Genomic DNA, 12,545 nt, shown 5'->3' with positions numbered 1-12,545 from the left:
CGTTCATTTGAATGGAATCTACTGCTATTACATTATGTTGTATGGGTATGATAAATAAAGCGGGAAATTCTTGATTACGAGGTGAATAGCTTGTTCAATAAAATCACAAGGGCTGTACCTAATTTATTTACGATGGGGAATTTATTATGCGGCGTCCTTTCAATCACATCTAATATGAGTGGCTTTATGGAAGTTGCCTCTGTTTTAATATTTATTTCAGCATTTTTCGATCTATTAGATGGAAGGGTTGCGAGAAGCTTAAAGGTGAATAGTGAATTTGGTGTGCAATTGGATTCCTTGGCTGATATTGTAAGTTTCGGTGTCGCACCTGCACTAATATTTCATTCATTAGCATCACCCTCCATTTTAACTTCATTGGCATTTATCCTTTTCCCCATTATGGGAGCCTTGAGGCTAGCCAGGTTCAATGTTAAACCAACCATTGGGTACTTTAGCGGATTACCTATTCCAGCTGCTGGATTACCTTTGGCGGGTATGGGATTCTTTTTATATAGCAATGCGTGGATTACCTTAATACTCGCTTTCCTAATGGTAAGCCCAATTAGGGTAAAAAAACTTTGATTTGAAATTTTTTTAAAAACCTAATCACCATCCGGATAAATGGGATATAGATGTTTATTCTACCATTAACCATTTGACTTAATACGATAAAAATTTAATTTAAAGGCGTGCCATATAGTAAGTTGTTCTAAAATTGAGGGATTATATCGTAGAGTTTCTTTTGAAAAATTTGGGGTAGCTATGTTTATTTGAACACTATAGTTATCTAATCTTATTCATTGGGATTTTTCTTGAACTTATGGCCCTGCCTATTCAATGTAACAAAAATTACTCAATTAGGTAAAACGGAGTAATAAAAAGAATCTGGACATTTCAGTGTGAAATAGCTGATGGAGATCAAGGGTTCCAACTTATTATTGGATATATACCTTTGACCTCCCTTCTAGATAAATTCAGACCGATAAAATGTGAGGAGGCTTCTTAAATTGACAACTAAATTTCCACCATGATATAGTTAGCTTGCTAAATACTTTTTAGTAGTGGGGGCATACCTATGAACGATATGGTCGATTGCGAAATTCGTCAGTCGTTAGACAGAATTTCATTTCAAATGCGTCGAGATTATGATGAAAGTCTAAGAGAACTTAATATTTATGTAGGTCAAGATAATTTGCTCTCTCGTTTGTGGGTAGGCGACGGGGTAACACAAATGCAACTCTGTGAACATTTAAAATGCGAACCGCCTACGATAACAAATATGGTTAAATCATTAGAGCAAAACGGATTTATTTATCGTAAACGTGATGAACATGATGCAAGGGTTATGCGAATTTATCTAACAGATAAAGGCAAAGAATTACAGAAACCGGTTGAGTTTAAATGGAAACAGCAGCAAGAAAAATTACTCCATTCAATCTTACCGGAAGAACGCTTAATCTTAGGGGAACTTATGAAGCGAATGGAGAGAAACTTGTTTTAAGTTTTCTCTATGTTGATATTTAGCATGCTAAATAAATTCAATTGGCAACATATGACCAACAGAAGCTGAGTATTACCAAAATTGTCCTGTTAGAGTACCTTTCACAGTGAAAAAAGTCAAAGGATGGACAGATCATATTGAAGATCATCTGGAAAGAAGCATACTGCCCTTCACAATTGAGTATTTAAATAAACAAGGATTTGCCAAAAAATAAACTATTATTAATTAAATAGATTTACAAGGAGATATACAATGAAGAAACAATACAATACGCGTGCCATATTGGCATCGTTACTTATCTGCGGTTTTGTTGGAATGTTTAGCGAGACCGCTCTAAACATAGCAATGACTAATTTAATGGAAGTATTCCACATTTCAGCTGCAACCGCACAGTGGTTAACAACCGGTTTCTTGCTGACTCTTGGCATTTTAATGCCAATGAGCGGGTTGCTGCTGCAGATGTTTACGACGAGGCAGATGTTCATAGGTTCACTAATTAGCTTAATCATAGGTACATTGATTGCGGCACTCGGTTTCACTTTTGAAATGTTGATGTTCGCTAGAGTTTTACAGGCAATAGGCATGGGATTGTTGCTTCCTCTCATGTTCAATACCATTCTTGTCATATATCCGCCGGAAAAGCGGGGGGCGGCGATGGGCTTCGTTGGACTTGTTATCATGTTTGCGCCAGCAACCGGCCCGACCATTGGCGGTCTATTAATCGAGTATTTAACATGGCATTATATCTTCTGGTTCTCTCTGCCGTTCCTGATTATTGGGTTGTTGGTAGGGCTTAAGTACCTGGAAAATGTTTCTGATGTCACTAAGCCCCGGATTGACCTGCTGTCTGTAGCATTTTCAACGTTTGGCTTTGGAGGAATTGTCTTCGGCTTCAGTAAGGCAGGCGAAGGATCTGAAGGCTGGGGCAGCGCAGTTGTGGTCACTTCAATCATTGTAGGACTCGTCGCGCTGGTGCTGTTCATATTGCGGCAGAACGTTATGAGAGATCCGATGATGAATCTGAACGTTTTCAAGTACCCAATGTTCGTCGTCGGGCTGCTCCTGATACTGTCGTGTATGTTGATCATGATGTCTAGCATGATTATCCTGCCGATGTTTCTGCAGACGGGTGCAGGTCTGTCTGTTTTCGCTGCGGGACTCATGCTTTTGCCGGGCAGCGCGTTAAACGGCATCCTCTCCCCGCGCATGGGTCGCTTGTTCGATAAATATGGGCCGAAATGGCTAGTTATTCCCGGACTCGTGACCGTTGCAGTTATGTTATGGTTCTTTACTACACTATCTCCTGCTTCTTCAGTGGCTTTTATCGTGGCTTTGCATATTGGACTCATGATTGGGGTAGGCATGATATGGATGCCTGCTCAAACGAACGGGCTAAATCAATTGCCGCCGGAGTTATACCCACACGGTACGGCAGTCATGAACACTCTGCAGCAGGTGGTAGGCGCAATTGGAACAGCGGTCGCAATCAGCATTCTTACGGGCGGTATGGACAAATACTTGCACGGCTCCTCCGCTCCGGCTAAACAGGCTGAAATTGCAAACGCGATGACGGCTGGATCACAAAACGTGTTCCTGTTTGCGATGATTATAGCACTGATTGGCGTTGTCATAGCATTCTTCATCCGCCGGGTCGTAGTCAGCCACGAAGCGGTGCATTCACCACATTGATGTGTTGTCAGCGAATTGTCGATATCTATTAAGAACGTTACACTAAATGGAAGGGAAAATGTGGTGTCGGTTGGAATTTTATGTGCTGGTATCAATCGAAGATGCTCATGTGAAGAACTTCCTTAAACAAACTGGGGCATTGATCCAAGAAGGATCAATGCCCTTTCTTTATTTAGTTAATGGGCGGCATTCCTGTAATAAAAGAAATAGCAAAAGACAAGTTTGTGAAGGAATGTACTTAAACTAATGGGTGCGTTAGTTGAAGATTCCTCGGCTGATTAGGCGGGCATTTTGTTGTTTCACTAACGGGCAGGGTAGTTAAGAGGGATTCTTTAGCGTTTTTCTTATTGTTCTCACTGTGAAGGTTAATTTAATAAGAGTATACAAAAGAAAAAAGTCCACAGCACTTGCAAACTTTAAAATTGCTTTCTATTTTCCTTGTTTTTATTTATAATATAGTTCGGAATTGTGACTGATTGAATAAATAACGAAAATCCAGGGTTGAAATGTAAATGAGGGTTTACTGTATTTCCAAATAATGTTGAAGAACCTTTGGCGGGAAGAAATTGAGCGGTAATGGTCTTAAGGATACAATAATGCTAGGGGGCATTATAAAGTCGTGTTGTGCTTGTTTTAAACTGTTGTACATAGCTTTACCGCCAACGGAATTGGCAGAATGAATAGTTATGCGTTTTGCGAATAGTTTTTCCTTAATCATTTTTTGAACAAGCATAAAACCATTTCTGGTTTTATTTAATAAATCGTGATCCAAAGAGAGATGTTTAATATCAAAGTTTTTCAATAGTACTACACACTCATCAATGGTCTCGGCTAACACATAGCCATCAGGTGCTTTGCGATAGTCATCCAGGAATACACTAATTGTCTCCATTTCTTAAACTCCTTCCCTCATACAAGGGTTGACTAAGAAAAGTCGGATATTCCTTGAATAAAATAGATTATATATTAAGTATAACACAACATTGAAACACCGAGGGCATATTAGACTTTAAAGCTAACAAAAACTTGTGTGCTTATTAAACTAAAGGGTGCTTTAGTGGAAGAAGAAATTTAAACAACAAAGTGGTTGTACGTACGTTAGTTGATGATTCACTATATTGGAGCTTTACAACGGTTACAATACACATATTCCATTCATTTCCTGTTAAACTAGAAGGAGAGGTGGATTATGTTAAAGTATGTATCTATAAACGGTAAGGTAATAGAAGTTTTACATAAAGGTGATAAAGGTTCAACACTACTTATCCTTACAGGAATGGGATGTTCCTTCGATGAATGGGATAAAGTAACAGAAATCCTTGGCAAAAATTATAAAGTAATTATGTTTCATAGACCTGGACTAGGTAATAGTGAAATTGGAAGCGAGACACGAAATACGGAAGTAAGCTCTAGAGAGATAATCGAATTATTAAACTGTTTGGGAGTTAAGGAGCCTATATTGTTAGTAGGACACTCATACGGCGGTCTATGTGCACAGCACTTCGTTAAACTATATCCAGAACTAGTTGCTGGAATGTTATTAGTGGACTCTACTTCTGTGGTTTTAAGAAAATTAGACGAATTAGATTTACCGATATTAAATGATGAATCTACTGATGAGGTATGGAAAGAAAAGTGCAAACATTACTCTAAAATGAGATCCGAGGATCTAAAACAACTATTAAATCCAACCGTAACAGAAAAACAGCAGCAACTTTCTCCTAGAATTCAAGAAAGGCTAATTGAATTTCAAATCAATCCTAACTTATATAAAGCTATGAAATCCGAAATTGAAAACTGGAAAAGGGATGCTGAAATAATTAAGGATTTAGGTTCGTTTCCTAATATCCCCTTAATAGTTATTGGTCGTGACAAAAATTATAATATCTCCTTGGGTATTAATGAAGGCATACCAGAACCCGAGATTAAAATATTTGAAGAAGAGTGGCATAAGTTAATCAAAGAACAAGCACTATTATCTAGAAATAGTACATTAATATTTGCTGATCAATCCACACACTCCATACATCTTGATAATCCAGAGGTTATTATAGAGTCAATAAATAGAATTTCTGTACAAATACGAACGTTTGTTTAAATGAATACCTTATTTAACTAACGGGTGCGTTAGTTGAAAAAGGGCAGCTGCCGGCTGTCCCTTTTTGTTGTATCAGGAGTAATCATTGTCTTTATTGAAATATATATGAAGGGGGGAGCATTATAAGCTGAAGCGCTTGATTGCGTTAACGGGTGCGAGAGCTAGGATTCTGCTATCACTGTTGACATTCTTTTCTTAATGTCACTAAGAGGCAGGTTAAACTAGAAGATGCCTATTTATAATTCAAAATTCAACTATTTAAATACATATAGGGGGTATATTTTGTTACTGATCCGATTTTCAATGTAAATAAAATCATTAAAACTATCAATAGATTTTATTTACATTGAAAATGAATATCCAATTAACCCCTCTCAAATACTACCTCATAAGAAAAAAATTATAACTGAGGTAGGTAGTTCATATATGGGAAATGTTTTCTTCATAAAACTAAAAGGAATTGGAATATACATTTTAGCATTATTTTTAACCCGAAAAATCGGTACAAAACTTATATCACAAATCAATTTTTTGATTTTGTTATGGGTGTTTCAATGGGGTCAATAGTCGCAAATGATATTATTGATAAGCAATTTCCCACACTATAAGCCTACTGCCTTAATATTATTTGCCATTTTGACAGTATTCACTGGTTACTTAAGCTTGAAAAGCTTCAAATTAAGGAAGCTAATCAATTCCGAACCGGTTACATTAGTTGAAAATGGAATCATTGTGGTGAAAACATGAAGAAAATTAGATTGACTATAAATGAATTAAAGATGAAATTAAGAGGAAAAAATGCCTTTATTGTTGCAGACGTAGAATTCACCATAATGGAAACAAATGGTGATTTATCTGTATTATTCAAATCAGATAAAAAGCCACTTACTCCTTATGATATGTATGAACATTCAAACAACAAGTTCAGGTATTGAAAAGGATATTATCATTGATGGGGATATAATGGAGGAGAACTTAACAAGTGCTGGTTTAGATATAAAGTGGCTAACATCTAACTTAGTAAACAAAAAATCAAAGATTGTTCAGAAGTTTTTTATGCTGGAGTAGACAACACTAAAAATCTGTATATATCTAAAAAAAACATTACTAATAAAGAAACCCACGGGAAATATGGCATTGAATGATTCTTTGTATTGATGTGCAAAATCAAAAATCATTAGGTGATCCTTTTTATTATTGACTAGAGCATCATTCAACAGTGGAGAGTGAAAGTGATGGAGAGGTTGATTGGAAAATGCAATCAACGTAAAAGAGCAGCGGATTCTCCGCTGTTCTTTTATTTTCTTATTGATTACAGATGTGTATGGAGGTGGGGCTGCCTACTTGAAAAAAGATTTACATATTAGTAACGCTGATTGTCATCGCCATGATTTCCATGTCACGCCGTTAATGGAGGCTTACTTTCCCTTTTTCTTTACGAACTCATAACCAATTTGGCCGATGGCATATTCTACACCCTTCTGCAGTGTAGAAAAGGTATTCATTCCTGTCATATCCACAAGATTAGAATTTGTAAACTGAATGCTTAGGGCAGCAGAAATGCCAACAAGATAACATTCTCCACCCAGGAGCCGTACTGCACGAATTAACCGTTGTATCCCGTAAATCACATAGTTATCGAAATGTGAAAGACCTGTCACATCAATCAAAAGGAATTGAGCCTGCTGGCTGGATAGCTCATACAAAGACCTTTCAATCATAATGGACATTCGTTCTTCATTAAACTTCCCGACCATCGGAATAACAAGGACATCTTCCAGAACGGGTATTACAGGAGATGAGAGTTCCATCACAAGAGATGAGAGTTCTTCAGTCCTTTCTTTTACCTTCTGTTCCAGGCTCTGGATGCTCTCTTGCTCCTTCTGCCTCGATAATTGATGGATGTTTCTTGCTGCTGTCATATTGGATGGGAAAATCTCAATCTCATCATATTCATGGCCCTTGAGCTGGGACTTATTCACTTTATACCAGACGTTTTGTTTAAATAACCCTGTAAACACGCCCGCCCAGTGACTTGGCAGTATAACACCTGCATTCTCTTTATCAGTGTTATTAAAGATCCGATGTTCCCAGCTATTCCTTAATCGAATCAATGCACGTTTTTCTTCAAAGGAATAATAGGCAATCTCTACATTACCCCAGCCAGCATTCCTGTATATGTCACTGTATTCAACAAGAAGATCTTCAATATTGCTTCTTCCTTCATAATAGGAACTGACTAAATGCCCCATTCGATATCCAGTTGCTTCAAAAACGGTTTTGGATACATCACAGCCAGAAACCTCTTCTATTGTTTTCAAGAACAATTCAATGGCTGAGTCCCAAAAAAGAAGGGCAGGCGCACCATCAAATGTAAATAGCCCCTCTTCTGCATTCCATTCAAATTCATTACTTTCGACCTGTACCTTGACACTTTTTTTAACCAATCGCCTCAGCCTCATTTTTTAAGTAATTTTATATGTATTTTACAAAATAAATGTGCTGGATACTAATTTTTAACCTGCAGGCTGTTTGCTTTTTCTCAAAGCTCCAACCACAAAAGAGGCTATTCAAATCTACCTGACTTTACTGCATCGATAATAAGAGAAGGGAAAATAAGATGATCGCCTTGATTGCCCTGATCATATTTTTTAGAACGAAAAACAACCCCCTCCGCTCAAATCCAGGAACGTTGGTGGTTATTTCCAGCCTATCACATTATTCAGATCTTCCTTGTTGTACTAACGGGTGCGTTAGTTGAAGATTCAGCTACATTTCTAGCTGGCTTTATTGATTTGTTGAACTAACGGAGGAGTAGTTCAAAAAGATACTGTATAATATCGAATAAAGAAGTTAATGGGAGATTCTAATGATAATCAGAAAAGTAAAACTTGATGATGCAGAAAGATTAGTAAATTTGATTAAGCGAGTTGAAAGTGAGTCCCAATATATGCTTTTTGAATCAGGTGAACGGAACATTGGACCTGAACAACAAGGACATAGAATAGAAGCTATGAAAAAAGAGGGTAATTCAACTATAGTTGTGGCAGAGGTAAATGATGAATTAGTTGGATACCTAATTGCCATCGGTGGCAACGCCAAAAGAAATAAGCATTCCGCATATCTTGTTGTTGGTATCTTAAGTGTATATAGAGGGATTGGGCTAGGGACAAAACTATTTAAACATTTACAGATTTGGGCAAAGGAACATAGTATTCATCGTTTAGAATTATCAGTAGTAACTCGTAATGAGGCTGGATTGCGGTTATATAAAAAAATGGGATTTGATATTGAAGGGACAAAAAGAGATTCGCTTTACATTGACGGTGAATTTGTTGATGAATACTATATGTCTAAACTTTTATAGTGCTATCTTGTTAAGCTAACGGGTGCGTTAGTTGAAGATCATTTGCTGCTTCGGCAGATTTTTTTTGTTTTACTAACGGGCAGGTTAACTCAACAAGAATTAGTAAAATAGAGTTGATAAAAAACTGAAACTCCACAATCAACACTGTTTAATTAATCGTATAATTGGAAAACGTGCGAGTGCGAGAGGGTTATTATGGAGTTTAAGTTTACTTTAATCATTGTGGCGTTAGGGGAATGTTCAAGTTCCTCTAAAGTTTCGAGTTCTCCTGTAGACGAGACTCACTATCCAGAAAAGAAAGGATTGTAATTATGTATCAAGGAAATTTGCGGAAAATAACGATTGTGTTGTTAACATTATATACGGCTTTGACCTTCTATTTCTTGTTTCTTGGTTTCAATAGAGGTTCTTTGGGGCAAGACTCTGGGATACGATTTAATTTAATACCTGAAATAATTCCATTGCATTATCCAATGGGTAAAGACTTTCAAATTTGGTTTTTTGAGGTTGGAAATTTTGTAGCCTTTATCCCTTTTGGGATTATCTTTCCACTCCTGTTTCGATGTAGCTTTAGACGCTTTATAAGCCTTTTTATTTTGTCTATAACAATACTAGAAACCCTACAAATGTTTTCTGGTTTAGGAGCTTTTGATGTAGACGATATCATAATTAATTCATTAGGTGCTGTGGTAGGATTTGCGGCACAGCGAATAGTCACCGGTGACCGAGATAAACCAAAAGGGATTTGCAAAATAATCTTAATTGCTATTGTACTTGCCCTTGGCACGATTATAATTATTGGCGGTATCAATAATTATCTAGAAAAAGGGGGAGGGGAAACCCTAGCTCTGAATGAACTGATTTTAAAAGATGGGTCTGTACAGTGGGATGAAAGCTTGTCCAGCTTTAAAGTAGACCGGAAAGAGGTCAAGCCTCAAATAAATCTGTATAGTAGAAATAATACGAAAAACAATGAATTCACGTATCACTTAGATGGTAAATATAAAAACATAACAGGCTATGTCGCCATACCGGACGATGTAATTAACGCTGCAAGCACAGAAGGTAGTGACATAGAATTCATTAGTGGCGGAACAGTTATTTATTCGTTAGGGTTATCATTCACAGGCAAGGAGGATTTTCAAATCCCTTTAGATGGCGTAAATGACCTTACCATAAAAATAATTAACAAGGACTCCAATCCAATTACAAATGCTGTGATGTGGGATATTACTCTTACAGAGGTAAACACAGGACAAAAAGTTATAAACAATATAAGAGAAAAAATAAAAACATTATTCTAACAAGACCTCAACAAAGAAACGAAAATATGCTATCCGCGAGAGGGGTACCTTACTTTCGTTTTTGTTATTATGATTTATTTCACTTAAATTAACGGGTGCGTTAGTAGAAGAACACTAGGCTGCTTAGGCGGCTTTTTTTATTGTTTTACTTAAGGAGGGGTTAGTCAAAAAAAGGATACTCTGTTTGAAGGGCGAATACACTAAAATAGGATCGATTGTACTATTTTTAAATACCGAAGAGCATTTGAAGCCACATTCCTTGTATACCAAATATTTATTCAATACGGGCAGGTTTAAGAGTAACTCCATCTTGTGAAAGCCCCAAAATTCGATGTACTCACGGTTTTAATGTAGGAGTAATAGATTATGAACATAAATGAACAAAAAAAGTCATATCAATGATATGACTTTCAAATGTTCGTACTCCACTAGATTTCGCCGTTAGTTTCATTATTCGCAAATTCACGGATCATCTAGTTCCTGTAGACATTGTGGAAGAGCTAAGGAAATCTACTATAAATGTAGTGATTGCAGAAAAGAAATAGGAGGGAAAGATCAATGGCTGTAAATTATATAGAAACAAAAAGTTATGATGAATTATCAGATAGAGCAGTGGAGAAAATTATCGAACAGGTACAAAAGAAACCTGACTCTCTTCTTTGTCTCGCCGGCGGCGATACACCAATCGGAACATATGAAAGATTAGTAGAGACAGCAAAGAGTCGAAAGCTAGATTTGTCTCAATGCCGTTTTGTTGGGCTTGACGAGTGGGTTGGATTGGGTGAAGAAAGTCAAGGAAGCTGTATTTCCTATTTAAATAGACTTTTATTCCATCCGCTTGATATTCAAAAAGAGAAAATTGTTTTCTTTGATGCAAAGGCTAAGGATTTAACATCCGAACTTACACGGGTAAATGAGTTTATTAGGTCGTCCGGCCCAATCGATTTAAGTCTACTTGGTGTCGGTGTAAATGGCCATGTAGGATTCAATGAACCAAATGCAAGCCTTGAAAACGAGGCGCACATTGTTGAGTTGGATGATACAACTCAGGAAGTAGGGAAGAAATACTTCAAAGGAGGGAGTACGACGACACAAGGGATTACATTAGGATTGAAACAATTGCTGGACTCCAAGACGGTCATTTTGATCGCGAATGGTCCTTCAAAGTCAGACGCAATCGAGGCATTCAATAAAGGAGAATATAATCCGGCTAAGCCTGTAACCGTTCTCAATAATCACCCTAACACTTTTGCCATTTTGAACATCTAATTTAAAAGCGAAAGAAGGATAACAATGAATACACCCAATATCTTATTAACTCGAATTGATAACCGTTTAATCCACGGACAAGTAGGCGTTTCCTGGACGACTGGCATTGGCGCCAACCTGCTTCTGGTAGTTGATGATTTAGTAGCACAGGATGCCCTGCAGCAGCAGCTGATGACAGCAACCGCTACATCTTCAGGAGCAGGAGTCCGTTTCTGGACCATCCAAAAAACAATCGATACGATTCATAAAGCGGCTCCGCACCAAAAAATCTTTCTCATCTGCCGCACACCAGACACAGTAAGAAAACTTGTTGATGGCGGAGTGCCAATTAGTAAAGTGAATATCGGAAACATGCACTTCTCACCAGGCAAAAACGCAATCAGCTCCAAAGTTAAGCTCATCATAGATGTAGAATCTAAAGCTGTTGGTAAAAAAACAAGTGAAATCCCTCGTAATAAACGCTAACATACCTGCTGCGGTAACTTCCGACGGGCCATGCTCCATAAAGCCGGGATTAAATGGGTTCCAATTAAACCATTGGTTGATAACCCACAAACAAAAAAACTTCCTGCCAGAAGCCAGAATTCCCTTGATGTTTTATTCACTAATCTTTATTAGTGTGCGAAGTAACTTTAATAGGTTTATTAAATGGGCAAGTCACACATATAAGCCTGGATACCGTCTGTTTTCTTTCAAGAAATATCCTATCTATGTATGAAGAAATAAGAGGAATGGTCGATAAAAATCATGTAAGAAATATTAGAAAGGATGAATAAGTATTATGAAAAAAGCAGTAATGAGTTCATTAGTGGCAGTAAGCCTAATCATACCAACAACAGCCGCATTCGCAGAAGAGGCTGCAACACCAGCAGAGGAAACAACTCCTGCTGCCCCAGTGGTAACACCACCTCCAACGCCAACTGCGCCAGCAGTAGATGCACCAGTAGCAAAGCTGCCAAAAGCTCAAAAGGAAAAAACAATGGCAGAACTTGTTAAGAAGAAAGCAGCCAGCAAAGAATCCATTCAAAAAGCGGTAGATGCGGGTCTTTCTTACAAACAAATTTTGTCGGTTCAGTCTATTACAAAGGCTACAAAAAAATCCTTTGATGAAGTATTGCCTGTATTCGTACAGAGCAAGGGGAATGTGGGAAAAACGGTTCAAGCTCTGAAATTAATCGACCAGAGGAAAGCAGAAGCTAAGAAAAAGGCTGAAGAAGCGAAAAAGAAAACGGAATTAGCAAAGCAACAAGCCAAAGCTAAGTCAACTTCAAAAAGCAAGAAATAATAAAGGCAGAGCCGGGATTGTCGTTAAAATCA

The 12,545-nt window shown here is 37.5% G+C and carries 13 protein-coding genes and 1 pseudogene; 11 read left to right on the top strand and 3 right to left on the bottom strand.

Annotated features, from left to right (window positions below):
• The first annotated feature begins 90 nt into the window (after positions 1-90).
• From pssA to H539_RS0103235, 3 genes are all read left to right on the top strand, one after another.
• On the top strand, positions 91-582 hold the full coding sequence (gene pssA / locus H539_RS0103250) for a CDP-diacylglycerol--serine O-phosphatidyltransferase (protein ID WP_026692324.1): 492 nt from the start codon (positions 91-93) through the stop codon (positions 580-582).
• Positions 583-1,075: 493 nt separating this feature from the next.
• Positions 1,076-1,501 (top strand): MarR family winged helix-turn-helix transcriptional regulator, encoded by a 426-nt coding sequence (locus tag H539_RS0103245; RefSeq protein ID WP_026692323.1) that lies wholly within the window; start codon positions 1,076-1,078, stop codon positions 1,499-1,501.
• Between the two features lie 252 nt (positions 1,502-1,753).
• Positions 1,754-3,190 (top strand): DHA2 family efflux MFS transporter permease subunit, encoded by a 1,437-nt coding sequence (locus H539_RS0103235; RefSeq protein WP_026692322.1) that lies wholly within the window; start codon positions 1,754-1,756, stop codon positions 3,188-3,190.
• A 520-nt stretch (positions 3,191-3,710) separates the two neighbouring features.
• Here H539_RS0103235 and H539_RS0103230 read toward each other — a convergent pair.
• Positions 3,711-4,082, bottom strand: a complete 372-nt coding sequence (locus H539_RS0103230; RefSeq protein WP_026692321.1) for a cyclic-phosphate processing receiver domain-containing protein — start codon at positions 4,080-4,082, stop codon at positions 3,711-3,713.
• 297 nt (positions 4,083-4,379) lie between these two features.
• On the opposite strand from H539_RS0103230, the gene H539_RS0103225 reads away from it, so the two are divergent.
• The 3 genes from H539_RS0103225 to H539_RS33375 all read left to right on the top strand — a co-directional run bounded on the left by H539_RS0103225 (position 4,380) and on the right by H539_RS33375 (position 6,356).
• Complete coding sequence (locus H539_RS0103225; RefSeq protein WP_026692320.1) at positions 4,380-5,288, top strand: alpha/beta fold hydrolase; 909 nt, start codon at positions 4,380-4,382, stop codon at positions 5,286-5,288.
• Positions 5,289-6,031: 743 nt separating this feature from the next.
• Entirely contained in the window at positions 6,032-6,223 is a 192-nt protein-coding gene (locus tag H539_RS32565; RefSeq protein WP_026692319.1) for a YetF domain-containing protein, read from the top strand.
• On the top strand, positions 6,132-6,356 hold the full coding sequence (locus tag H539_RS33375) for a YetF domain-containing protein (protein ID WP_425414691.1): 225 nt from the start codon (positions 6,132-6,134) through the stop codon (positions 6,354-6,356). Before H539_RS32565 ends, H539_RS33375 begins: the two co-directional genes overlap by 92 nt.
• Before the next feature lie 350 nt (positions 6,357-6,706).
• Here H539_RS33375 and H539_RS0103200 read toward each other — a convergent pair whose 3' ends face one another.
• A complete protein-coding gene (locus tag H539_RS0103200; RefSeq protein ID WP_051348419.1) occupies positions 6,707-7,735 on the bottom strand; it encodes an STAS domain-containing protein in 1,029 nt (342 codons plus the stop codon).
• A gap of 422 nt (positions 7,736-8,157) precedes the next feature.
• On the opposite strand from H539_RS0103200, the gene H539_RS0103195 reads away from it, so the two are divergent.
• The 4 genes from H539_RS0103195 (at position 8,158) to agaB (ending at position 11,693) form a co-directional block, all read left to right on the top strand.
• On the top strand, positions 8,158-8,655 hold the full coding sequence (locus H539_RS0103195) for a GNAT family N-acetyltransferase (RefSeq protein ID WP_026692317.1): 498 nt from the start codon (positions 8,158-8,160) through the stop codon (positions 8,653-8,655).
• A gap of 311 nt (positions 8,656-8,966) precedes the next feature.
• Positions 8,967-9,959 carry a VanZ family protein gene (locus tag H539_RS30585; protein WP_081415773.1) on the top strand — a complete coding sequence of 331 codons (993 nt, stop codon included), beginning with the start codon at positions 8,967-8,969 and terminating at the stop codon, positions 9,957-9,959.
• A 558-nt stretch (positions 9,960-10,517) separates the two neighbouring features.
• Positions 10,518-11,228 carry a glucosamine-6-phosphate deaminase gene (locus H539_RS0103185; protein WP_026692316.1) on the top strand — a complete coding sequence of 237 codons (711 nt, stop codon included), beginning with the start codon at positions 10,518-10,520 and terminating at the stop codon, positions 11,226-11,228.
• A gap of 24 nt (positions 11,229-11,252) precedes the next feature.
• Positions 11,253-11,693 (top strand): PTS galactosamine transporter subunit IIB, encoded by a 441-nt coding sequence (agaB, locus tag H539_RS27655; protein ID WP_035321828.1) that lies wholly within the window; start codon positions 11,253-11,255, stop codon positions 11,691-11,693.
• Here agaB and H539_RS33370 read toward each other — a convergent pair.
• Positions 11,688-11,821, bottom strand: a pseudogene (locus tag H539_RS33370) (MFS transporter); the annotation flags it as partial. The gene agaB and the pseudogene H539_RS33370 overlap by 6 nt on opposite strands.
• Before the next feature lie 188 nt (positions 11,822-12,009).
• On the opposite strand from H539_RS33370, the gene H539_RS0103175 reads away from it, so the two are divergent.
• Positions 12,010-12,513 (top strand): hypothetical protein, encoded by a 504-nt coding sequence (locus tag H539_RS0103175; RefSeq protein ID WP_026692315.1) that lies wholly within the window; start codon positions 12,010-12,012, stop codon positions 12,511-12,513.
• The last annotated feature ends 32 nt before the right edge of the window (positions 12,514-12,545 follow it).

This window comes from Peribacillus kribbensis DSM 17871 (assembly GCF_000430765.1).
Classification (GTDB): Bacteria; Bacillota; Bacilli; order Bacillales; family DSM-1321; genus Paraperibacillus; species Paraperibacillus kribbensis.
The sequence above is the reverse complement of the archived record's forward strand: the minus strand, read 5'-3'. Positions and strand labels throughout refer to the sequence as shown.